The organism is Citrifermentans bremense R1 (assembly GCF_000426865.1).
Lineage (GTDB): Bacteria > Desulfobacterota > Desulfuromonadia > Geobacterales > Geobacteraceae > Geomonas > Geomonas bremensis.
Genome location: NZ_AUGE01000021.1, coordinates 12768 through 34568, shown reverse-complemented (window position 1 = coordinate 34568; position 21801 = coordinate 12768). Strand labels below are relative to the sequence as shown.

The following is a 21801-nucleotide window of genomic DNA, read 5'->3' as shown; positions in this document are numbered from 1 at the left end:
GACCATGCAGAAACGGCTATTTTTCGTACCCCTGGCGGTCATTATTTTCATCCTCTACTTCACGGTTTTCGGTGATCGTGGACTTTTGCGCATCAACCACCTGCACCGGGACCTGGACGACACGCAAAAGCGCCTGTCCGAGCTGAAGGAGGAAAACGACCAGTTGAAGAGGGAGATAGCTGCCCTGCAGTCGGACCGCCGTTACCTGGAAAGCATCGCCAGGCGCGACTTCGGCCTGGTGCGCAGCAACGAGGTGGTCTACCAGTTCCCGCCCCAGGCGCGGAGTGCTGCGCCCCAGGCACCGGAGCCTGCAGCGGCCGCCCGGCAACCGGCGCCCCCTGCGGCCGCCGCCAAAAATCCGCCCGCGGGCGGACCGAGGAGCAGGCAATGAAAGAGACAACCGGTAAACAGCATTGCGTGGTCTGCGCCTGGCGCGAGCACTGCAACAAGAAATTCTGCGTCGCCGACGGGGGAGCACGCTGCCCCGACTTCACGCGCGACGTCACCATAAAGTCCGTGCCAGCCACGGAGGAAGAGAAAAGGGAGGAGAAGATATGAAGGAGCAGCTGCGCGCATGCATCCTGAAGGGAATCGAGGGGTGTTTCGCCGACGGCACGCTCACCTCTGGTGAAGTACCGGCCATCAACGTGGAGAAGCCGGCGCATGCCGAGCATGGCGATTTCGCCACCAACGTCGCCATGCAGATGGCCAAGCAGCAGAGAAAGGCGCCGCGCGCCGTGGCCGAGATCCTGGTGGCGAAGCTCGCCGGCGCCTCTGACCTGATCGAGAGCCTGGAGATCGCGGGCCCCGGCTTCATCAACTTCTTCATAAAAGACAGCGCCTGGAGAAGGACCCTCACCGAGATCGACCGCGCCGGCGACGCCTGGGGCAAAAGCGGCATCGGCCGCGGCAAGAAGGTGCAGGTCGAGTTCGTCAGCGCCAACCCGACCGGGCCTTTGCACATAGGGCACGGCCGCGGCGCCGCGACAGGGGACGCCGTTGCCTCGCTTTTATCCGCGGCGGGCTTCGACGTCCAGCGCGAGTACTACATCAACGACGCCGGGAACCAGATGAACACCCTGGGGCTTTCCGGGCTTTTGCGCTACAAGGAACTCCTGGGGGAGAAGGTCGACTTCCCCGAGACCTGCTACCAGGGCGACTACATGAAGGATATCGCCCGCGACGCGGTCACCAAGTACGGGGACCGGTTCCTGAAAGTGCCCCAGGAGGAAGGAGTCGCCTTCTTCTCCAAGATGGGGGGGGACCTGATCCTCGCCGGGATCGACCAGGACCTGCAGGATTTCGGCATCCGTTTCGACCACTGGTTCTCCGAACAGTCGCTCTTCGACGAGGGTAAGGTGAAATTCGCCATCGAGGAGATGCAGGCCAAGGGGCTCATCTACGAGCAGGAGGGGGCGCTCTGGTTCCGCACCACCGACTACGGCGACGACAAGGACCGCGTCGTGGTGAGGAGCAACGGGGTCACCACCTATTTTGCCTCCGACATCGCCTACCACAGGGATAAGTTCGCCCGCGGCTTCGACTGGGTCATCGACGTCTGGGGCGCCGACCATCACGGCTATGTCCCGAGGCTTAAGAGCGTGGTGCAGGGGCTTGGGCGCGACGCCTCCGACCTCGGCATCATCCTGGTGCAGCTCGTTTCGCTTTTGCGCGACGGCGTGCCTGTGGCCATGTCCACCAGAAGCGGCGAGTTCGTGACCCTGAAGGAGGTCGTCGACGAGGTTGGGCGCGATGCGGCCCGCTTCTTCTTCCTGATGCGCCGCTCCGACAGCCAACTGGATTTCGACCTGGAGCTCGCCAAGCGCCAGAGTAACGACAACCCGGTCTACTACGTACAGTACGCCCACGCGAGGATCAAGAGCATCTTCGACACCGCTAGGGAAAGAGGCGTGGAGCCGCGCTTCGACAGCGTGAAGCTGGAACTGTTGCAGACTCCCGAAGACCTGAGCCTGATCAAGAAACTCTCCGTCTACCCGGAGATACTGGAAGGGGGCGCGGTGAATTTCGAGCCGCACCGGATCACCTACTACCTTCAGGAACTTGCCGGCGAATTCCACAGCTTCTACAACAAAAGCCGCGTGATCACCCCCGAAGAGCCGGAGCTGACCCAGGCGAGGCTTTTCCTGCTGCACTGCGTCGCCATCACCCTCAAAAACGCGCTCACCGTCCTCGGCATCTCGGCGCCGGAAAGGATGTAGGGGAGTTTCATGCGGCTTGATTACAGCGATAAGGTCGCGGCCCTGAGGGAGAGCCCTGAGCGAAAACCGGTGCAGAAACCAGCGCCCAAGAACCGGCCGCGCAAGGCGCCGCTCGGTCTCTTCGCCTTCCTGTCGGCGCTGGTTTTTCTGGGGGCCACCTTCGGCGCCGGCGTTTTCACCGGCTGGGTCCTCTTCAGGGGGAATGCACGTCCCCCTGTTGCAGCTAATGCGACCGCTGCGGCCCAGGCGAAGCAGGTCCCGGTTACGCCGCCGGCCGTTCCCGGCACCCCCGGCGCCCCGGTCCCCGAGACCCCGCTTACCTTCTACAAGACCCTCCCCTCCGGGGGGCACGGCGCGATGGGAAGCGGGGTGAATCTGAAGCTCTCCGATCCTCCCCCGCAGTCAAAGGCTGCGCCGGCTGCTGCCGCCGCGAAAGCCGCTGAGGCAAAGCCTGTCGAGGCGAAGCCCGCGCCGGAGAGGGGGGGTGCCGATAAGCCCGCGGCCGACAAGCCTGAGGGCCAGAAGCAGGAAGCTGCGAAGGTGCCGTCCGCGGCAGAGGGGCGCTACCTGGTGCAGATCGCGTCCTACCGCGACAAGAAGGAGGCCGACGCGGCCCAGTCGAAGCTTTCCGCCAAGGGGGTCGCCGCCTATCTTTCCGAGTCCAAGGTGCAAGGCAAGGGCGTCTGGTACCGCCTGCGGGTTGGGCGGCACTTAAGCAAGGCCGAGGCGGACCAGTTGGCCGCCAAGTTGGGGAGCGGAGCCACGGCTCTCCCCGAATAGCTTTTTTCCAGGCGCGCATGGTTTTTCGTATCCCCGATGCTACAGTTATCCCTTGTGTGGGGACCCCGCTATGGAAAAAAGAAAGAAACTAGGCGAAATATTTGTGGAAACCGGTGTGGTGACCGAGAAGACGGTGGAGCGGATGCTCGCCGTTTCCAAGCGCCTCAACAAGCGCTTCGGGACCGTACTCGAGGACCTGGAGCTTGTGACCGGGGAGGAGCTGGCCGCGGCGCTCGCCGTCCAGTACGGCTGCCGGGTGGCCAACAACTTCTCCGGCTACTCCTTCGCCCCAGAGCTTCTCGCCACCATCCCGGTCGACGTCGCCATGCAGAACAACATCTTCCCGCTCAAGCTCGACAACAAAAGGCTGGCGCTGGCCATGGCCGACCCCACCGAGACGCGGGTGGTGAGAAACATTTCGGCCAACCACGGCTTGAGCATCACCCCCTTCATCGCTACCCGCAAGGAGATCTATTCCGCCATCTGCAGGAACTATCTGCAGAAAGAGGTTTGCTCCTCCGCGGCGCACACGGTGCTCGTGGTCGAGGACGACAAGCTGATAGGGACCATGTTCGGCGACTTCCTGAGCCGCCAGGGGTACCGCGTCGTTTTTGCCTCGGACGGTCTTGAGGCTTACAAGGCCGTACTGACCGAGAAGCCGCATGTGGTTCTGACCGACCTGATGATGCCCAAGCTCGACGGTTTCGGCCTCTTCGACGCGCTGCGCAGCGTCCCGGATTTTTCCTCCATCCCGGTGATACTGATCACCGGTTCCATGCGCCCGGAGGACGAGGTGAAGGCCTTCGAGAGAGGGTTCTTCGACTTCATTGAAAAGCCGGTAAAGGAAGAGACCCTCATCACCCGGGTCAAGAGGGCGCTCCAGTTCCACCAGCGGAAATACCTGATCCTGTAAACGCCGCTACTTAGCGCAGTTTAGATTCGACCACCGACCCTCCAGGGCGCAGGCTTTGGAGGGATTTCTTTGCAGGAAACGCCATGAACGCCATCACCACCATAAAATGTCCTCAGTGCCGCAAGGAGATCACCCTCGCCGGCAATCCCTACCGTCCCTTCTGCTCGCAGAGGTGCAAGATGATCGATCTCGGCACCTGGGCGGACGAAGGTTACCGCATCCCAGGCGAAAAAGCCCCGGAGTCTGGGGACGAGGAGCCCGGGGACGAGTAGTCCAGGCATTTGCAGCGAACACATTTTTTGCAGCCATGCAATGATCACAGCAAAGGAAGGAGCTTTTCATGTCACAAGTACGCCTCCGTTTCGCACCCAGCCCGACCGGGTACCTCCACGTGGGGGGAGCGCGCACCGCGCTTTTCAACTGGCTTTTGGCGAGGAAGCAGCAGGGGAAGTTCATCCTCAGGATCGAGGACACCGACGTCGCCCGCTCCACCCAGGAGTCGGTCGACGCCATCCTGGAAGGGATGACCTGGCTGGGACTGGACTGGGACGAGGGGCCTTTCTACCAGTCTGACAATTTTCCGCTCTACAAGGAGCACGTCGAGAAACTGATCTCGGCCGGGAAGGCGTACAAGTGCTATTGCAGCGCCGAAGAGCTGGAGGCCAAGCGCGAGAAGGCGCTCAAGGAAGGTGGCAAGCCCAAGTACGACGGGACCTGCCGCAACCTGCCGCAGGGCGCGGACGACGGGCGCCCTTACGTGGTCCGTTTCAAGGCGCCGCAGGAAGGGACCACCTACTGGAACGACCTGATCAAGGGGAAGATCTCCTTCGAGAACGCCGAACTGGACGACCTGATCATCCAGCGCACCGACGGGACCCCCACCTATAATTTCGTGGTGGTCATCGACGACGCCACCATGGGGGTCACCACCGTCATCCGCGGCGACGACCACGTGAACAACACGCCGCGCCAGATCCTCCTGTACGAGGCGCTGGAGGCGACGGTTCCCCAGTTCGCCCACGTCCCGATGATCCTTGGGGCGGACAAGGCTAGGCTCTCGAAAAGGCACGGCGCCACCTCGGTCATGGCCTACCGCGACATGGGCTTTCTTCCCGAGGCGATGGTCAACTACCTGGTCCGCCTGGGCTGGAGCTACGGCGACGAGGAGATCTTCTCGCTCGAAGACCTGATCCAGAAGTTCTCCATCGAGAACGTGGGTCGGTCCGCTGGCGTCTTCAACCCGGACAAGCTCCTGTGGCTGAACGCGCACTACATCAAAAATGGCGACCCGGTGCGACTGGCCGGGCTCCTGGTCCCTTTCCTGAAGGAGCGGGGGGTAACCGACACCGCAGGTGGGCCGGAGCTTCCGGCCGTGGTCAAGACGCTGCAGGAAAGGGCTAAGACCATGCTGGAGCTGGCGGACGGAGCGCTGTTCTACTACCAGCAGGAGCTCTCCTACGACGAGAAGGGGGTAGCCAAGTTCTTCAACCCGGAGACCCCGGCTCTTCTTAGGGGGCTGTTCGAGAAACTGGGCGCGGTCGGTGAACTCACTACCGTCGCAATAGAGGGCGCATTCAAGGAGCTTTGCGAGGAGAAGGGGATCAAGCTCGGGCAGGTAGGGCCAGCGGTGAGGCTAGCCCTCTCGGGCTCCACCGCTTCGCCTGGGATCTACGAGATGATCGAGGTGCTGGGGCTGGAAGAGACCGGGAAGCGCCTGGAGCGGGCCATTGCCAAGCTCTGCTGATAACGGCAACAGGTAAAAGAAAGAGGGGGAGCTCCAGGGCTTCCCCTCTTTTTCGTGGTGCGGAAATAGAGGGGGGCGGCCCCTAACGCTTTTTGACTTTGGAAGTTCAGGCTGGTTTTGCGGCAGGCAAAAAAATAGGCCTGCAAGCGGACGGGCCGCTGCAGGCCATGGCATTTCATGGATCTGGTGTTGGTTAGGCCGAGATTGCGCTCACCGGGCAGGTGTCTACGCAAGCGCCGCAGTCGATGCAGGTATCTGCAGCGATGGTCCTTTTGTCGCCAGCCTCGCTGATTGCGTTGACCGGGCAGGAATCGTCACAGGCGCCGCAGTTGATGCATTCGTCGCTGATGGTATGTGCCAAAGTATTCACCTCCTTCATGTTTACTTAAAATCGCGGTCGAAAACTACCATAGGACATAAAAAAAGTCCACCATAAAGCTGTATGACATTTGCCGCAACGATGGGAGGGAGAAAATCCTTGAACTGTAGACCAGTCTACGGTATATTTAAAAAACAGTTTTATTTGTAAACTTTTTTAGCCGGACTAAAGTACCCAGCTTGCCCGGTTAAACTACAATGACGGGGGATGCAGATCGATGGATATACTCGCACTTAACTGCGGAAGTTCTTCTGTAAAATACCAGTTGTTTGACTGGGACAAAAAAGTGGTGGTCGCCAAGGGTATGGTGGAGCGCGTCGTCATCGGCGATTCGTTCATCCTGCACGAAGTCCCGGGCCGCGAGACCTACCGCGAGGATTCCGACTGTCCCGATCATAAGACCGCCGTCGATCTGATTCTGCGCACCCTGACCTCTCCCGGACACGGCGTGCTTACCGATATCAAGCAGATAGCCGCGGTTGGGCACCGCGTTGTACACGGGGGGGAGCGTTTCACCAAGTCCGTACTCATCGACGAGGACGTGCTGGCCGCGGTCACCGAGGTGCAGCATCTGGCGCCTTTGCACAACCCGCCCAATATCGCAGGCATCGAGGGGGCCATGGCCGTTCTTCCCGGCGTCCCCCAGGTGGCGATTTTCGATACCGCGTTTCACCAGACCATGCCCGAGCACGCCTATCTCTACCCGCTTCCCTACGAGTGGTACGAAAAGTACGGGGTCAGGCGCTACGGCTTCCACGGCACATCGCACCTCTACGTCTCCAAGCGCATCGCCGCCATCCTAGGCAAACCGGCGAACCAGTGCAACGTCATCACCATGCACATCGGTAACGGCGTATCGCACTGCGCCATCAAGAATGGGGTGTCCGTCGACACCAGCATGGGGCTCACCCCGCTGGAAGGCGCCATGATGGGTACCCGCTGCGGCGACATCGATCCGGCCATCCCCGCCTTCATGATGCAGAAGGAAAACCTCTCCGCCAAGGAGATCGACAGCATCCTCAACAAGAAGAGCGGCGTCATCGGCATCACCGGCCGCTTCACCGACCGTCGCGATGTGATCGAGCACGCGAACGGCGGAGACAACCTCTGCAGGCTCGCGCTGGACATCGAGGCTTACCGTCTCAAGAAGTACATCGGCACCTACATGGCCGTGGTGGGAAGGCTCGACGCGGTCGTCTTCACCGCCGGGGTAGGGGAGATGGGGGCTCCGATCAGGGAGCGCGCCATCGAAGGGCTCGACCACCTGGGCATCGTCCTGGACCGCGAGCGCAACGCCTCCGCCATGACCAGGAAGCGCGAGACCCTGATCACCACCGATGACTCGCCGGTGAAGGTGTACGTGATACCGACCGATGAGGAGCTGGTCTTCACCGAAGACGTGGCGGCCATCCTGGATGGGACCTACACGGACCACATGCACTTCGAATACAGCTTCTCCAGGCCCGACTTCGTCAGGAAGTAAGGCGCGGCAGAGCGTAAGGCAACAAAAAGGCCGGCGGGGTAACCCGCCGGCCTTTCTTTTTGTTCTTTGTGTAAGCGAGCCGCCGCCCGTGGTTGACAGGTCCGACAGGTCGGGTGTCTACCCCTGCGCCTGCACGGCGGTGATGGCGGTTACGTCCACGATGTCCTGGACGGAGCAGCCGCGGGAGAGGTCGTTGACCGGCTTTGCCAGCCCCTGTATCACCGGGCCGATCGCCTTGGCGCCGGCGATACGCTCCACGAGCTTATAGGCGATGTTGCCGGCATCGAGGTCGGGGAAGATCAGGACGTTGGCCTTGCCGGCTACCTTGCTGCCGGGGGCCTTCTTCCCGCCTACGGCGGGGATGAGCGCGGCGTCGGCCTGGAGTTCGCCGTCGATGCTGAGTTTGGGGTCCATCCCCTTCGCCAGCTCAAGCGCTTTGAGCACCTTGTCTGCATCGGGGTGGCTCGCGCTCCCCTTGGTGGAGAAGGAAAGCATGGCAACGCGCGCCGGGACGTCGAGGAAGGACTTGCAGTTCCTCGCGGTGGCAATGGCGATCTCCGCCAGGGCCTGTGCGTCGGGGTTGGGGTTGACGGCGCAGTCGGCGAAGAGGATGACTCCGTTCTCCCCGAACTCGGGGCTCTTAGTCGCCATCAGGAAGAAGGAGGAGACCGTCTTGATGCCGGGGGCGGGGCCCACGGTCTGGAAGGCTGCGCGCAGCACGTCGCCGGTGGTGCCGGTGGCGCCTGCTACCTCGCCGTCTGCGTCGCCTTGGCGCACCATCATCCCGGCGAAATAGAGGTTGTCCCCGCCGCAGAGAAGCTCGCGCGCCTGCTCGGCGGTGAGCCCCTTCGACTTCCTCAGTTCCACCAGTTTCGCCACGTAACTCGCTAACTTGTCGGAAGCGGCCGGCTCTATGATCTCGACACCGGCCAGGTTGATCCCTTTCTCAACTGCGGCGGCCTTGATCGCCTCAGGCTTCCCCAAAAGTATGATATGCGCCAAACCCTGTTCCACGATGGCCTGGGCGGCGAACAGCATCCTCTCGTCATAGCTTTCCGGCAAGACTACGGTCTTCTTGTTGCCTCTTGCCTTATCGTGAATCTGCTTTACCAACGGCATGATGATCCCTCCGTATTAAATTTCAAACCGTGTTAGTTGTATAACCCAGCAGGTCGGATCGGTCAATAGAAAAGGGTACGGATATGCATCACTTGGATAGCGGCGTGCCGCATTCTTCCGGGTCTCCCTGGAGCTTGGCTACGGCGTGGGGAACGGCGGCCCAGACGAAACTGATGTTTTCCGTCGCCCCCTTCGGGCTTCCGGGGAGGTTGATGATCAGGGTGTTTTTCCTGATCCCGGCGATGGCGCGGGAGATGATGGCGTGCGGGGTTTTTTTCAGGCTCTCCGCGCGCATCACCTCGCCGAAGCCGGGGAGCACCCGGTCGACCACCCGTTCGGTCGCCTCCGGCGTCACGTCGCGCGGGGAGACGCCGGTCCCCCCGGTGGTGAGGATGAGGTCGAAGCTTCCGCTATCGCACCAGGCCTCCAGCTTTTCCGAGATGAGGGACGCCTCGTCCGGGATCACCTCGGTGCAGGTGACGGTCACCCCGCGCTCTTCCAACCAGCTTCTCAGGGCGGGGCCGCTGCCGTCCGCCCGCTCGCCGGTGGAACAACGGTCGCTCAAGGTCAATATCGCTGCTCGCATGGGAAAATCTCCTTTGGGAATCCTTACGCTTCTCTTTTGAAGACGCCGCTCTTGCCGCCTTCCTTGTAGTGGAGCTTCACGTCGGAGATCACGATCCCCTTGTCGCTCCCCTTGCACATGTCGTAGACGGTGAGGGCGGCGACCGTGGCCGCTGCCATTGCCTCCATCTCCACACCGGTCCGCTCGAAGGCGCGCACCGTCGCCATAACCGCGATGGTCCCTTGTCTCTCGTCCACCTCGAACTCGATGGAGACGTGGTGCAGCGCCAGCGGATGCGAGAGGGGGATCAGTTCCGGGGTCTTCTTGGCCCCGGCTATCCCGGCTATGCGGGCCACGCCGAGAACGTCCCCCTTGGCGACGCGTCCGGAGACGATGGCCTGCACCGTTTCGGGCTTGAGAGTCAGCACCGCTCCGGCTATGGCGGTCCGCATCGTCGGGACCTTCTGGCTGACATCGACCATGATGGCGTTGCCGCTCGCGTCAAAATGATTAAAAGACATCTCAGTCCTCCATTTCCAGGGTGGGATCCAACAGGTGCAGCTCGACCTCTTCGCCTGCGGCAAATTCGGTGCGGTCGGCGGGGAGCAGAGCCAGCGCGTTGCAGCGGAGCATGGTCTTCAGTATCCCCGTGTTCTGGTCGCCCGCCGTGCTGGCCAGGTAACGGCCGTCCTCGATGGTGACCTGCACCCGCAGGAAGTTCAGTTTCCCCGCCTTCTTGCGAGTCCCCTCCTTGAGATAGCCTCGCACGGTCCGCCTCAGCGCCTTCTCGTGCCCCATCATCCTCAAAAGCGCGGGCCGAACGAATTCGTCGAAGGTGATCATAGTGGAAACTGGGTTTCCGGGAAGCGAGAAGACCGGCGTATTTCCCCTGAGCGCGAAAGCCGTAGGGCCGCCGGGCTTGACGCCTGGTTTCCAGAACTGCTCCATCACCCCAAGTTCAGCCAGGATCTCGCGCACCAGGTCGCGGTCCCCGGCGGAAACGCCTGCGGAGGTGACCAGTACGTCCGCCTTCAAACCCTCCGTTAAGAGGGCCAAGTGGCTTTCACGGTTGTCCCTGGCGATGCCGAGAATGACCGGTTCGGCGCCGCAGAGCTTGATGGCGCAGGCGAGAGCCAGGGCGTTACTGTTGACGATCTGGCTCTCTTTGGGTTCCGTGCCGATCTCAACCAGCTCGTCCCCGGTGGAAAGAATGGCTACCCGCACCCGGCGGTAGACCGGGACCACGGCGGCGGAGAAGGAGGCGAGGAGGCTCACCTGCGGCGGGCCGATCAGCGTCCCCTTCGGCATGATCAGGTCGCCGCGGCCGACGTCCTCGCCCTGGAAGCGGATGTGGTCCCCCTTTTTCACCTGCAGCAGCAGCTTCACGCTTTGCTCGCCCGCCTCGGTCTCCTCGATGGGGACCACGGCGTCCGCCCCAGGGGGGATGGGGGCGCCGGTCATAATCCTCGCGGCGCACCCCTCGACAACGGCGTCCCCGGAGCTTACCCCGGCAGGGATGTAGTCGGTCACCTTGAGGACGGTCCCGGGCGCGCAGCCGGCGCTTCTCACGGCGAAGCCGTCCATGGCGGAGTTGTCCCAGCGGGGCATGTCGCTGGGCGCGGAATAATCCTCGGCCAGTACTCTCCCGGCGGCTTCCAGCAGGAGTACCCGCTCAATTCCGGCGGGGGCGACTTTCTCAAGGATCGTTCGCCGCGCTTTTTCGTAGTTCATCATCGTCACCTCTTGTTGCTGTGGAGTGGGAATAGAAAAGGGTCCTGCATCCCAAAAGGAGAGGACCCCGTGCGCTTAATGGCGGCGGCGGTTCTCCTTTCCAAAGGGGAGGCGGCGCCGTTTCCGGCGGCACCCAACGGCACCAGCTTCGTGGGGGTACTCCCTTTAGAAGGCTGCGGCTCGGAGACTATCTGCTTGTTTTGCTTAAGCCATAACACAATTGCAGAAAAATAAAAAATTATATTATTCCCAGAATTTCCACCCAGGATTTTCCATCGCTGCGCCTGCCAAACGAACAGCTCGTAAAATCGCATTCTTATGCGATTTTAGACGGTGCTTCTCTAGTGCGTATACGTTTTCTCATCACTCGCCTGTCGGTAGTCCGCGCTTTTTTAAGGGGTTGCATTACCACCATCAAACAGGGTATGGTTTTTCGCATACTGCCTGAACCCGTGTGGGAGAGGGCGGCGACTTTCGCATTCCAGCCGTCGGCGGCAGCCGGCGGCTTCAGGGAAGAAGCTCAGCTATGGCACTGATAGACACCTACGGCAGGTGCATAAATTACCTTCGGCTCTCCGTCACCGACCGCTGCAATCTCCGTTGCCGCTACTGCATGCCGGAAGAGGGGGTCGAGAAACTGGACCACTCGCAGGTCCTCTCCTACGCCGACCTCTTGCGCATCTCGACCGAGGCGGTTGCCGCCGGCATCGAGAAGATCCGCGTCACCGGCGGGGAGCCCCTGGTCAGAAAGGGGATAATCTCCTTCCTGGAGCGCCTGGGCGCGCTCCCCGGGCTCAAAGAACTGGTACTGACCACGAACGGCCTGCTCCTTAAGGAGATGGCGCAGGGACTTCGGGAAGCGGGGGTGCAGCGCTTGAACATCAGCCTCGACTCGCTGAAGCCCGAGACCTTCGCGGCAATCACCCGCGGCGGAGAGCTTAAGCGCGTCTTGGACGGCCTTGAGGCCGCCGAGAAAGCCGGTTTCCCGCCGCACAAGATCAACGTGGTGGTGATGCGCGGCGTAAACGACGACGAGATCCTCGACTTCGTGGAACTCACCATGAAGCGCCCCTACGCGGTCCGGTTCATCGAGTACATGCCCACCTGCGGCGACGCCGACTGGCGCGAACTCTGCGTGCCGGGCGCCGAGATCAGGGAGCGCATCGGCGCCCGCTACCTCATAGAGGAGGTGAGCAACAGCGAGCTCTCCGGCCCTTCGAAGAACTTCAAGCTGCAGGGGTCGCAGGGGTCGCTGGGGATCATCACCGCCATGACCGGGCACTTCTGCAATGGCTGCAACCGGTTGCGGGTGACCGCCTCGGGGATCGCCAAGGGGTGCCTCTTCTCAGGTGACGGGGTGGACCTGCGGCCGGTCCTTGCCACAGGGGACGACGCCCTTTTGCGCCAGGAGGTGCAGCGCATCGTGGCCGCGAAACCGGGCCGGCACGAGGTGACGGACGAGGGCGCGGAAACGGTCCCCTTCGCCATGTCCAGAGTCGGCGGGTGATCAAGCGGCAGGTTGAGATTGTTTAGATACAGACCCGATTCAACAAGGAGTTAGCTATGACTGGAAAAATCATCGCGGTGAACGTGAGCCTCAACAAGGGTGAGCGCAAGACCCCGGTCCCCGAGGTCACGCTGCGGGAAAACCACGGCATCGAGGGGGACGCGCACGCGGGCGACTGGCACCGCCAGGTGAGCCTCCTGGCTCAGGAGAGCATTGCCAAGATGGTGGCCATGGGGCTCGACGTGAAAGAGGGAGACTTCGCCGAGAACATCACCACCGAAGGGGTGGACCTGGTGCATCTCCCGATCGGGACCCGGATGCAGCTGGGCGAGGCGCTCCTCGAGGTGACCCAGATCGGCAAAGAGTGCCATAACCGCTGCGCCATCTACTACCAGGCCGGCGACTGCGTCATGCCCAAGGAAGGGATCTTCGCCAAGGTGCTGAAGGGTGGCGTGGTGCGCCCCGGTGACGCGGTGGCGATCCTCTAAGCCCCCGGCGTTTGGGAGCGCGGGAGCACCACGGTGAAGGTGCTCCCCCCGCCCGGGACGCTCTCGACGTCGATGCGCCCTCCATGCTCCCGGACGATGCCGTAGGAGACGGAAAGTCCGAGGCCGGTACCGTTGGACTTGGTGGTGTAGAAGGGGTTGAATACCTGCCTCAGGTTCTCCAGCGCGATGCCGATCCCGGTGTCGCGGACCTTCACCTCGTAGCTCCCCGCGGGCTCCACCTGCTGGGTCCACACCGAGAGGACGCCCCCTGACGGCATCGCCTGCACCGCGTTCAAGACCAGGTTGGTGAACACCTGACGCAACTGGTCCGCATCCCCCTCCACCTGCGCCACGCTCTCCGCATACTGCTCCGCTATCTCTATCCCCTCAAGCGACACCTGGTGCCCGATCTGGCCCACGATCTCGTGCAAGAGCTCGTTCAGCCGCACGGTGCCCGCTTCCATCTGCTCGCGCCTGGCGAATTTCAACAGGTTCGATACGATCCGCTCCACCCTTTTCACCTGCTGGAAAATGGTGTCCACTTCCTCCCGGATCGGGGCGTCCTCCGGCACCGAGAGCTGCAACAGCTCCGTATTGCCGCGTATGATCGCCATCGGGTTGTTGATCTCGTGCGCGACCCCCGCCGCCAGCTCGCCTATCGCCGCCAGCTTCTCCACCCGCAGCAGCTCCTCGCGGGTCTGCACCAGGAGCCGGTTCTTTTCCTCCAGTTCGGCCGTTCTCGACTGCACCTTCTCTTCCAGGTTTCGGTTCAGCTCGATAATGCTGTCCTCGCGCTCCACGAGCGAGCGGCTCATGTCGTTGAACCGCCCCGCCAGGTCGCCGATCTCGTCCCGGGAATCGATGCTGCTTTTCACGTTGCGCTCGCCGGCGGCTACGCGTCGCGCCAGGAGGTCCAGTTCCCGTATCGGCTGGGAGAGCTTCCTCCCCAGGAACCCGGCCATGGAAACCCCCACCAGACCGCTCACCAAAAGGACGAAGCTCAAAAGAACGGCCATGTCGATCTTGACCGCCGAATACTGGCTCTCCAGCATCCCCACGTAGAGGGCGCCGATCGGGACCCCCTGCAGCGAGAGGATCGGTTCGTAGGCGGTCAGGTACCAGTCGTTCACCACGAAGGCGCGCCCGACCCACTTGGCCCCCTTGAGGAGCACCCGCTCCTGGACCGGCGCGGAGAGCCTGGTGCCGACGGCCCGGCTGCCGTCGGTGTTGGGGACGTTGGTGGCGATCCTTATGTCCCCCTGGAAGATGGTGGAGTTACCCACGTCCCGGCCGTTTTTCCGTGCCCCCTCGTAGACCACGGAGCGGATCCGGTCCACGAGCTTCTGGTTGTTGTTGAGGAGCACCCCGCCGTAGAGCGCCCCCAGCAGGTTCCCCGCCTTGTCCCGCACCGGTGCCGCGACCAGGAGGAACATGGCGCCGTTTAGCTGCACCGGGGCCCCTGCGGCGGGGAAGATGCGCGCCTGGCGCACCAGGCTGTCTCCTTCAAGCTCCAGTTCGGAAGAGGGGAGGATGGTGGTGCCGCTGGCGATCTCCCCCTTCAACGCGCGCGCCACGAACTGGTTGCGGGTCTTGTCGTCGCCGCGCAGCTCGGGGTTGTTGGCCCTGAAGATCACCTTTCCCGAGGCGTCCACGGCGGCGAGGATGTCCAGGCGCTCGCTGGCCTTTAGCGATGAGAGCGCCTCGCTCACCGCCCGCCGGTCGCCGGAGGCGATGGTCTCGGCGGTCCTGCCGAAGGAGGCGGTGAGCTTCACCACGTCGTAGATGCGCGAAAGCTCGCTCTGGTACGCCTCGCGGGCGACGCTCAGGTCGTAGCGGACCTTCTCCTGGGCCTGGGCGGCGACCTTGGAGCTCAGGATGAAGACCCCGGCCATCCAGCAGATGAGGATCGCTATCCCCAGCGGGATGAGCGTCGCCACGGTGAGCTTGGTCTTTATGGGAAAGCGCAGCTTGGGAAGGGTCATGAGGGAATGGTGATGCGGTATTCGACGATCTTGCGGTCCAGGGTTTTTCTGGAGATGCCCAGGATCTCGGCCGACCTGCTCTTGTGGTACCCGGTGCCGGAGAGGGTCCGCTCGATGGCTTCCTTCTCCACGTTTTCCAGCGAGACGAACTGCGCCTCGCCGCGAGGCGCTTCCACCTTTTGGGGCTGTTTGCGCCAGATGGGAAGCTCCTTCGCGGTGACCGTCTGGGTCCGGGCCAGGATGACTGCGCGCTCTATGACGTTTTCCAGCTCCCTGATGTTGCCGGGCCAGTCGTAGCCGCACAAAAGCTGCAGCGCCTCGGGTGCCAAGGTGGTTACCTGCTTCTTCATCTTCAGGCTGTACTTCTTCAGGAAATGCAGCGCCAGGGGCTCCACGTCGTCCTTTCTCTCCCTAAGCGGCGGCAGCGGGATGTTGATCACGTTCAGACGGTAGAAGAGGTCCTCGCGGAAACGTCCCTCCTGAACCTCCTGCTCCAGATTCTTGTTGGTGGCTGCCACGAAGCGGATATCGGCGCTTTTCGGGCGGGTCGACCCCACCGGGATGAAATCGCGCTCCTGGATCACGCGCAAGAGCTTTGCCTGGATGGGGAGGGTCATGTCGCCGATCTCGTCCATGAAGAGGGTGCCGCCGTCGGCCTCCTCCAATAGCCCCTTCTGCGCCGCGACCGCGCCGGTGAAGGCGCCCCGGACGTGCCCGAAGAGCTGGCTCTCCAGGAGCGTATCGGTGAGGGCCGCGCAGTTGATGGAGAGAAAGCGCCGGTCGCGCCTGAGGCTGTTGTAGTGGATGGCGCCGGCGATGAGCTCCTTGCCGGTCCCAGATTCACCCAATACCAGTATGTTCGCTTCGCTGGCCGCGACCTGCAGGGTGAGGTCGTAGATCTCCTGGAAGGCGGCGCTTCTGAAGATGATCGATTCCTGCAGAATCGGTTTCTCCAGCTCGCTCTTGAGCGCCCGGTTCTCCTGCAAGAGCTGCTCCTTTTCCAGGGCGTTTTTGAGGACGCTCAGTATCTTCTCCTTGGGAAAGGGTTTGGTGACGTAGTCGTAGGCGCCCATCTTGATCGCCTCGACCGCCGCGTCTATGGTTCCGAAGGCGGTCATGATGACGATGGGAAGCGAGGGGCGGAGCGCCTTCACCTCCTTGAGCACGGCGATGCCGTCCATGTCGGGCATCCTTACGTCCTGCAAAAGGAGGTCCGCGTCGGAGGGGTCCCCCTCTTTGAGGCGGCGCAGGAGCGCCGCGCCCCCGTTGAAGGTCTCCACCTGGTATCCCTGGGTCTGCAGCAGCTTCTTCAGATAGATGAGGATCCCTTCCTCGTCGTCGCAGATAAGAATCTTTTCCTGTCTCATTTCCCGGTGTTCCTCATGCTGCTCCTGCCACGGCGCTACCTGTGTAACCTGGTCAAAATGTCACACATCATGACAAAACGGCACATCTTTGAGCGTTGTTTAATGTTTAATGAGCTTCCTTCCGGCGGTGACAACAGTATCATTTCAAACCCTTACGGTACAAACTATTTTTTGATATTTGCGTAAACGCGCTGGCATGGCAATTGCCGTATACGCGTGCTTACTAACGGTGGCACGACGTTTATCATGGGAAAAGGAGAGATTCAACATGGCTGTTTCACGGAGGGAGTTTCTGCAGGGAGGGGCGCTGGCTACGGCACTGGTCCTTTCCGGCAAAAAAGCGGAAGCGGGCGGAGCCGATGCCTCGCAGATGCGCACCAAGGGGCTGAAAAGCTCGACCACCATCTGTCCTTTCTGCGCGGTAGGTTGCGGGCTTGTGGTGCATACCAAGAACGGCAAGATCGTCAACATCGAGGGGGACACCCAGCATCCGATCAACCAGGGTGCGCTCTGCTCGAAAGGCAGCGCGCTGTTCCAGGTCGCCAACAACGAGCGCCGCCTGCAGAAGGTCATGTACCGTGCTCCCGGCAGCGACAAGTTCGAAGAGAAGAGCTGGGATTGGGCGCTGGAGCGGATCGGCCAGAAGATGAAGGAGACCCGCGACAAGACCTTCAAGGCCAAAGAGATCAACAAGAAGGACAACAAGGAATACGTCGTGAACCGCACCGAGGGGATGGCTTTCCTGGGGGGCGCCGGTCTCGACAACGAGGAGTGCTACCTCTGGAGCAAGTTCGCCCGCTCCATGGGGGTCGCGAACCTCGAACACCAAGCCCGAATATGACACTCCGCTACAGTCGCCGGTCTGGCGGCTTCGTTTGGACGTGGGGCAATGACCAACCACTGGATTGACCTGAAGAACGCCGATGCCATCCTGGCCATCGGTTGCAACCCTGCAGAAAACCACCCGATTTCAATGAAATGGATCGAGGCGGCTATGGATAACGGCGGCAAGCTTCTGGCCGTCGACCCGCGCTTCACCAGGACCGGCTCCAAGGCCGATCACTACGCGCAGATCCGTCCCGGCACCGACATCGCCTTCCTGGGCGGAATGATCAACTTCGCGCTGCAGAACAACATGATCCACGAGGAGTACGTCCGCGAGTACACCAACGCCTCCTTCATCGTCAACGAGAAGTACGACTTCAACGAGGGTATCTTCTGCGCCTTCGACGACCAGGAGAAGACCTACGATCCGAAGGCCTGGGCCTACGCGGTCGACGGCTCCGGCAACCCCAAGCGCGACAAGTCCCTGAAGGACCCGCGCTGCGTTTTCCAGCAGCTGAAGAAGCACTACTCCCGCTACACCGTCGACATGGTCTGCTCCATCACCGGCACCAAGAAGGAAGACTACGTCGCCGTCGCCAAGGCGTTCTGCTCCACCGGGCGCGCCGACAAGGCCGGCACCATCCTCTACGCAATGGGTATCACCCAGTCCACCCACGGCACCCAGAACGTCCGCGCGACCGCCATGCTGCAGATGCTGCTGGGCAACATCGGCATCGCCGGCGGCGGCGTGAACGCGCTGCGCGGCGAGAGCAACGTACAGGGCTCCTCCGACTACGGCCTGCTCTTCCACCTGCTCCCGGGCTACCTGAAGTCCCCTGAGTTCGACAACGTCGACCTGAAGGCATACCTGGAGAAGTGGACCCCGAAGACCAAGGATACGAAGAGCGCCAACTGGTGGGGGAACACCCCGAAGTACACGGTGAGCCTCCTCAAAGCCTGGTATGGCGACAACGCCACCGCCGAGAACGGCTTTTGCTATGACTACCTCCCCAAGAGAAGCGGCAACTACTCCTTCATGAAACTGATGGAGAAGATGGGCAAGGGCGAACTGCAAGGGCTCGTCTGCATGGGGCAGAACCCGGCTGTGGGCGGCCCGGATTCCCTGAAGACCCGCGAGGCGCTGGGAAAACTCGACTGGCTCGTCACCGTCGACCTCTGGGAGACCGAGACCTCGATCTTCTGGAAGCGCCCCGGCGTGAACCCCAAAGACATCAAGACCGAGGTCTTCATGCTGCCGGCAGCCTCCTCCGTCGAGAAGGAAGGCTCCATCTCCAACTCCGGCCGCTGGGCCCAGTGGCGCTACAAGGCTGCGGAACCGGTAGGGGATGCGAAGAGCGACCTCTGGATCATCGACCAGTTCGCGAAGCACATGAAGAAGGCGTACCAGAAAGGGGGAACCTTTCCCGAGCCGATCACCAAGCTCTCCTGGAACTACGGCGAAGGCCACGAGCCTGAAGTGCACCTGGTCGCCAAGGAGATCAACGGCTACTTCACCAAGGACATGACCATCGTCGACAAGGACAAGACCCTGGAGTTCAAGAAGGGTGACCAGGTCCCGATGTTCAAATACCTGCAGGACGACGGCTCCACCGTCTCCGGCTGCTGGATCTACTGCGGCTCCTACACGAAAGACGGCAACCAGATGGCCCGCCGCGACGCCACCGACCCGACCGGGCTCGGCATGTTCCCGAAGTGGTCCTGGTGCTGGCCGGTCAACCGCCGCATCATCTACAACAGGGCTTCCGTGAATCCGGACGGCGCGCCGTTCAACCCCAAGCGCGCAGTCATCGCCTGGGACGCGCTGGAGAAGAAGTGGAAAGGCGACGTCCCCGACGGTCCCTGGCCGCCGATGAACGACGCGAAGGAAGGGAAGTACCCCTTCATCATGATTCCTGAAGGGCATGGCCGCCTCTACGCGCTGGACATGAAGGACGGTCCGTTCCCCGAGCACTACGAGCCGATCGAAAGCCCGGCCAAGAACCTGATGTCCAAGGTGCAGAGCAACCCGGCGGTCAAGGCCCCGGCCAACATGTCCAGCGACCTGAACAAATACCCGTTCGTCGGCACCACCTACAGGATGACCGAGCACTGGCAGGCAGGCGCCATGACCCGCAGCCTTCCCTGGCTGGTGGAGCTGGTCCCGACCATGTTCGTCGAGATCTCCCAGACGCTCGCCTCCTCCAAGGGGATCAACAACGGCGACCAGGTGAAGATCACCACCGAGCGCGGTTCCATCGAGGCGAAGGCCCTGGTCACCACCAGGCTCAAGCCGTTCAACGTGCAGGGGAAAATGGTAGAGCAGGTGGGCCTTCCCTGGCACTTCGGTTATGCAGGTCTTGCTACCGGCGACTCGGGCAACGTCCTGACCCCGTCCGTCGGCTGCGCCAATACGAGCATCCCCGAATTCAAGGCATTCCTCTGCAACATCGAGAAAGGGGGTAAACGCGCATGAGCGAGACCAATCAGGATTTCAACAAGAGCAAGGCGTTCTTGATCGACATGACCAAGTGCACCGGCTGCCGCGGCTGCCAGGTCGCCTGCAAGCAGTGGAACCAGCTCGACGCCGAGAAGACTGAGTTCTTCAACGGCGAGGGTTACCAGAACCCGCCCCTTATGTCGGAGCACACCTTCACCCGCATCAAGTTCCGCGACTACGAGAAGAACGGGCAGAACGAGTTCGCCTTCTACAAAGAGATGTGCATGCACTGCAACGAGCCGGCGTGCGCCTCCGTCTGCCCGGTCGGCGCCTTCAAGAAGACCAAGGAAGGCCCCGTCGTCTACGACGCCAAGCGCTGCATCGGCTGCCGCTTCTGCATGGTCGCCTGCCCGTTCGGTGTTCCCAAGTACGAGTGGAGCAAGGCGTTCCCGCTGGTGAGAAAGTGCACCGGCTGCTACTCCAGGGTGAAGGAAGGGCTGAAGCCCGCCTGCGCCACCACCTGCGTCTCCGCCATCACCTACGGCGACCGCGGGGAGATGATCAAGGAGGCGAACAAGCGCATCGCCACCCGCCCGGAGAAGTACCTGAAGAAGCTCTACGGCGCCGAAGAAGCGGGTGGGACCAGCGTCATCTACCTGACCGCGCTCCCCTTCGACGAACTCGGGTTCAAACCGGTCACCAAGAGGCCGCTCCCGTCTTACACCTGGCAGGCGCTGCGGCTCGTGCCGGGGATCTTCCTCACCGTCGGCAGTTCGCTCTCGCTCCTTTCCTGGTTCAACCACAGGAAGGAGAGGATCGCCAAGGAAGAGGAACAGAGAAAATCCGGCGCAACGCCTAAGGAGGAGAGCTAGATGACCGCTGCAAAGATAATCATCAACGAGATCAAGGGATACCACCGCTTCGTTAAATTCCTGATCGTCCTGGTATCGCTGGGCGCGCTCGCCTCCCTGGTCCGCTTCGTGTTCGGCCTCGGGGTCACCACCAACCTGAACGACACCTTCCCCTGGGGACTCTGGATCTCCTTCGACGTCGTCACCGCCGTACCCCTGGCGGCGGGCGCCTTCACCCTCGGGGCCATCGTGCACTGCTTCCACATCAAGAAGCTTGAGCCGCTGGTGCGTCCGGCCATCGTGACCGGCTTCCTCGGCTACTCGCTCGTCTGCGTCGGTCTCCTTCTCGACCTGGGGCAGCCGCAGCGCTGCTGGCATACCATGGTGTACTGGAACCCGCACTCCCCGATGTTCGAGGTTTCCATGTGCATCGCCGCGTACACCACGGTGCTCTTCCTGGAGTTCCTGTCGCCGGTCTGCGAGAAGTTCGGCTACCACGTGCCGCTGAGGCTGCTTAGGACCATAGAGATGCCGCTCGTCATCGCGGCGGCCTCCATCTCGACCTTGCACCAGTCTTCGCTCGGAACCTTCTTCCTGATCGCGGTCGATAAGCTGCACAGCCTCTGGTACAACCCGCTCCTGCCGCTGCTCTTCTGGGTTTCTGCCATGTGCGCCGGCATCTCCATCATCATCGTGGAAGCGACCATGAGCCACAAATGGATGGGGCAGCCCGACGAGAGCGAGCTTTTGGAGACTCTGGCGAAGATCCTCCCCTGGGTCATCACCGCGTACCTGACCCTGAAGCTCTTCTCCCTCTTCGCGCTGACCGAGGGGCCGCTCTTCAACCGTCCGGGTCTGGTGGCGCTTTTCGCTGTCGAGATGCTGGGCGGGGTGATCGCGCCCCTGGTGATGCTGATGAACGGCAACGTGCGCGAGAACAACCGTCTGCGCGCTACCGCCGCCTGGCTCGTCATCGCAGGCGTCATCTTGAACCGCTTCAACGTATCGATGTTCGGGATGGAGGCTCCGGGAACCTTCTACTACCCCTCCTTCATCGAGAGCCTGGTGACCGTCGGCATCATCGCGGCGCACATCCTGTTCTTCGTCCTGATCGCGAAATACTTCCCGATCTTCGAGCACCATCCGGAGACCGTGGACTACTCGATCCCGGACAACTTCCACAAGACCGACAAGGGACCTGCAGTACACGGCAAGGTCGCAGGCGAAGCCTAGCCTGCCGGGCAGCTTGAGACGAACTGCAAGTGAAGCAAGTGAAAGGTAGTAATTGAAGTAAGTTAAGTGAAGAAGTACGAGGACACCCTCCGAAAGCCCCTCTCCCTCAGGGAGAGGGGCAGGGGTGAGGGTAACAGAACGTCACACAGCAGCGCCCTCACCCCGCCCTCTGCCAAAG

At 61.9% G+C, this 21801-nt stretch carries 20 protein-coding genes and 1 riboswitch; of the genes, 13 read left to right on the top strand and 7 right to left on the bottom strand.

Annotation, left to right across the window (positions count from 1 at the left end):
• The first annotated feature begins 4 nt into the window (after window positions 1-4).
• The 7 genes from K419_RS0113130 to gltX all read left to right on the top strand — a co-directional run bounded on the left by K419_RS0113130 (window position 5) and on the right by gltX (window position 5656).
• The gene (locus K419_RS0113130) at window positions 5-391 is read left to right on the top strand and encodes an FtsB family cell division protein (protein ID WP_026841999.1); all 387 of its coding nucleotides are present in this window, start codon (window positions 5-7) and stop codon (window positions 389-391) included.
• Window positions 388-558 carry a hypothetical protein gene (locus K419_RS23845; RefSeq protein ID WP_012530718.1) on the top strand — a complete coding sequence of 57 codons (171 nt, stop codon included), beginning with the start codon at window positions 388-390 and terminating at the stop codon, window positions 556-558. Before K419_RS0113130 ends, K419_RS23845 begins: the two co-directional genes overlap by 4 nt.
• Window positions 555-2219 (top strand): arginine--tRNA ligase, encoded by a 1665-nt coding sequence (argS, locus tag K419_RS0113120; protein ID WP_026841998.1) that lies wholly within the window; start codon window positions 555-557, stop codon window positions 2217-2219. The genes K419_RS23845 and argS overlap by 4 nt, the downstream gene beginning before the upstream one ends.
• Window positions 2220-2228: 9 nt before the next feature.
• Window positions 2229-2999, top strand: a complete 771-nt coding sequence (locus K419_RS0113115) for an SPOR domain-containing protein (protein WP_026841997.1) — start codon at window positions 2229-2231, stop codon at window positions 2997-2999.
• Between the two features lie 70 nt (window positions 3000-3069).
• Window positions 3070-3912 (top strand): response regulator, encoded by an 843-nt coding sequence (locus K419_RS0113110; protein ID WP_026841996.1) that lies wholly within the window; start codon window positions 3070-3072, stop codon window positions 3910-3912.
• Window positions 3913-3995: 83 nt separating this feature from the next.
• Entirely contained in the window at window positions 3996-4184 is a 189-nt protein-coding gene (locus K419_RS0113105; RefSeq protein WP_026841995.1) for a DNA gyrase inhibitor YacG, read from the top strand.
• A gap of 68 nt (window positions 4185-4252) precedes the next feature.
• Window positions 4253-5656, top strand: a complete 1404-nt coding sequence (gltX, locus tag K419_RS0113100; RefSeq protein ID WP_026841994.1) for a glutamate--tRNA ligase — start codon at window positions 4253-4255, stop codon at window positions 5654-5656.
• Between the two features lie 193 nt (window positions 5657-5849).
• Here the strand turns inward: gltX and K419_RS0113095 are convergent, their stop codons facing one another.
• Window positions 5850-6017: a DUF362 domain-containing protein gene (locus K419_RS0113095; RefSeq protein ID WP_012530712.1), complete on the bottom strand. Its 168-nt coding sequence runs from the start codon at window positions 6015-6017 to the stop codon at window positions 5850-5852.
• A 235-nt stretch (window positions 6018-6252) separates the two neighbouring features.
• On the opposite strand from K419_RS0113095, the gene K419_RS0113090 reads away from it, so the two are divergent.
• Window positions 6253-7518, top strand: coding sequence for an acetate kinase (locus K419_RS0113090; protein ID WP_026841993.1), 1266 nt, complete (start codon window positions 6253-6255; stop codon window positions 7516-7518).
• A gap of 117 nt (window positions 7519-7635) precedes the next feature.
• On the opposite strand, the gene pta is transcribed toward K419_RS0113090, so the two are convergent.
• The 4 genes from pta to K419_RS0113070 form a co-directional block, all read right to left on the bottom strand.
• On the bottom strand, window positions 7636-8637 hold the full coding sequence (pta, locus tag K419_RS0113085) for a phosphate acetyltransferase (RefSeq protein WP_026841992.1): 1002 nt from the start codon (window positions 8635-8637) through the stop codon (window positions 7636-7638).
• Window positions 8638-8725: 88 nt separating this feature from the next.
• Complete coding sequence (gene mog, locus K419_RS0113080) at window positions 8726-9223, bottom strand: molybdopterin adenylyltransferase (protein WP_026841991.1); 498 nt, start codon at window positions 9221-9223, stop codon at window positions 8726-8728.
• A gap of 23 nt (window positions 9224-9246) precedes the next feature.
• Window positions 9247-9723, bottom strand: a complete 477-nt coding sequence (gene moaC / locus K419_RS0113075; RefSeq protein WP_026841990.1) for a cyclic pyranopterin monophosphate synthase MoaC — start codon at window positions 9721-9723, stop codon at window positions 9247-9249.
• 1 nt (window position 9724) lies between these two features.
• Window positions 9725-10936: a molybdopterin molybdotransferase MoeA gene (locus K419_RS0113070; RefSeq protein ID WP_026841989.1), complete on the bottom strand. Its 1212-nt coding sequence runs from the start codon at window positions 10934-10936 to the stop codon at window positions 9725-9727.
• Between the two features lie 74 nt (window positions 10937-11010).
• A riboswitch (molybdenum cofactor riboswitch) is annotated at window positions 11011-11131 on the bottom strand.
• Between the two features lie 328 nt (window positions 11132-11459).
• Here K419_RS0113070 and moaA point away from each other — a divergent pair.
• Both moaA and K419_RS0113055 read left to right on the top strand, forming a co-directional pair.
• Complete coding sequence (gene moaA / locus K419_RS0113060; RefSeq protein ID WP_026841987.1) at window positions 11460-12440, top strand: GTP 3',8-cyclase MoaA; 981 nt, start codon at window positions 11460-11462, stop codon at window positions 12438-12440.
• A 56-nt stretch (window positions 12441-12496) separates the two neighbouring features.
• Window positions 12497-12928: an MOSC domain-containing protein gene (locus K419_RS0113055; RefSeq protein WP_026841986.1), complete on the top strand. Its 432-nt coding sequence runs from the start codon at window positions 12497-12499 to the stop codon at window positions 12926-12928.
• Here the strand turns inward: K419_RS0113055 and K419_RS0113050 are convergent.
• Window positions 12925-14910: a cache domain-containing protein gene (locus K419_RS0113050; protein WP_026841985.1), complete on the bottom strand. Its 1986-nt coding sequence runs from the start codon at window positions 14908-14910 to the stop codon at window positions 12925-12927. The two genes, K419_RS0113055 and K419_RS0113050, sit on opposite strands and share 4 nt — an antisense overlap.
• Entirely contained in the window at window positions 14907-16277 is a 1371-nt protein-coding gene (locus K419_RS0113045; RefSeq protein WP_026841984.1) for a sigma-54-dependent transcriptional regulator, read from the bottom strand. Before K419_RS0113045 ends, K419_RS0113050 begins: the two co-directional genes overlap by 4 nt.
• A 268-nt stretch (window positions 16278-16545) precedes the next feature.
• On the opposite strand from K419_RS0113045, the gene fdnG reads away from it, so the two are divergent.
• The 3 genes from fdnG to nrfD are packed head-to-tail and all read left to right on the top strand — an operon-like array spanning window position 16546 to window position 21623.
• Window positions 16546-19575, top strand: a complete 3030-nt coding sequence (fdnG, locus tag K419_RS0113035) for a formate dehydrogenase-N subunit alpha (protein ID WP_084154226.1) — start codon at window positions 16546-16548, stop codon at window positions 19573-19575.
• Window positions 19572-20411: a 4Fe-4S dicluster domain-containing protein gene (locus K419_RS0113030; protein ID WP_026841981.1), complete on the top strand. Its 840-nt coding sequence runs from the start codon at window positions 19572-19574 to the stop codon at window positions 20409-20411. Before fdnG ends, K419_RS0113030 begins: the two co-directional genes overlap by 4 nt.
• Window positions 20412-21623: an NrfD/PsrC family molybdoenzyme membrane anchor subunit gene (gene nrfD, locus K419_RS0113025; RefSeq protein ID WP_012530700.1), complete on the top strand. Its 1212-nt coding sequence runs from the start codon at window positions 20412-20414 to the stop codon at window positions 21621-21623.
• Window positions 21624-21801 lie beyond the last annotated feature (178 nt).

What these genes read in the sequence shown, in the direction of transcription:
- K419_RS0113130 (WP_026841999.1), top strand. Translation starts at nt 5, where the DNA reads ATGCAGAAACGGCTATTTTTCGTACCCCTGGCGGTCATTATTTTCATC.
- K419_RS23845 (WP_012530718.1), top strand. Translation starts at nt 388, where the DNA reads ATGAAAGAGACAACCGGTAAACAGCATTGCGTGGTCTGCGCCTGGCGC.
- argS (WP_026841998.1), top strand. Translation starts at nt 555, where the DNA reads ATGAAGGAGCAGCTGCGCGCATGCATCCTGAAGGGAATCGAGGGGTGT.
- K419_RS0113115 (WP_026841997.1), top strand. Translation starts at nt 2,229, where the DNA reads ATGCGGCTTGATTACAGCGATAAGGTCGCGGCCCTGAGGGAGAGCCCT.
- K419_RS0113110 (WP_026841996.1), top strand. Translation starts at nt 3,070, where the DNA reads ATGGAAAAAAGAAAGAAACTAGGCGAAATATTTGTGGAAACCGGTGTG.
- K419_RS0113105 (WP_026841995.1), top strand. Translation starts at nt 3,996, where the DNA reads ATGAACGCCATCACCACCATAAAATGTCCTCAGTGCCGCAAGGAGATC.
- gltX (WP_026841994.1), top strand. Translation starts at nt 4,253, where the DNA reads ATGTCACAAGTACGCCTCCGTTTCGCACCCAGCCCGACCGGGTACCTC.
- K419_RS0113090 (WP_026841993.1), top strand. Translation starts at nt 6,253, where the DNA reads ATGGATATACTCGCACTTAACTGCGGAAGTTCTTCTGTAAAATACCAG.
- pta (WP_026841992.1), bottom strand. Translation starts at nt 8,637, where the DNA reads ATGCCGTTGGTAAAGCAGATTCACGATAAGGCAAGAGGCAACAAGAAG.
- mog (WP_026841991.1), bottom strand. Translation starts at nt 9,223, where the DNA reads ATGCGAGCAGCGATATTGACCTTGAGCGACCGTTGTTCCACCGGCGAG.
- moaC (WP_026841990.1), bottom strand. Translation starts at nt 9,723, where the DNA reads ATGTCTTTTAATCATTTTGACGCGAGCGGCAACGCCATCATGGTCGAT.
- K419_RS0113070 (WP_026841989.1), bottom strand. Translation starts at nt 10,936, where the DNA reads ATGATGAACTACGAAAAAGCGCGGCGAACGATCCTTGAGAAAGTCGCC.
- moaA (WP_026841987.1), top strand. Translation starts at nt 11,460, where the DNA reads ATGGCACTGATAGACACCTACGGCAGGTGCATAAATTACCTTCGGCTC.
- K419_RS0113055 (WP_026841986.1), top strand. Translation starts at nt 12,497, where the DNA reads ATGACTGGAAAAATCATCGCGGTGAACGTGAGCCTCAACAAGGGTGAG.
- K419_RS0113050 (WP_026841985.1), bottom strand. Translation starts at nt 14,910, where the DNA reads ATGACCCTTCCCAAGCTGCGCTTTCCCATAAAGACCAAGCTCACCGTG.
- K419_RS0113045 (WP_026841984.1), bottom strand. Translation starts at nt 16,277, where the DNA reads ATGAGACAGGAAAAGATTCTTATCTGCGACGACGAGGAAGGGATCCTC.
- K419_RS0113030 (WP_026841981.1), top strand. Translation starts at nt 19,572, where the DNA reads ATGAGCGAGACCAATCAGGATTTCAACAAGAGCAAGGCGTTCTTGATC.
- nrfD (WP_012530700.1), top strand. Translation starts at nt 20,412, where the DNA reads ATGACCGCTGCAAAGATAATCATCAACGAGATCAAGGGATACCACCGC.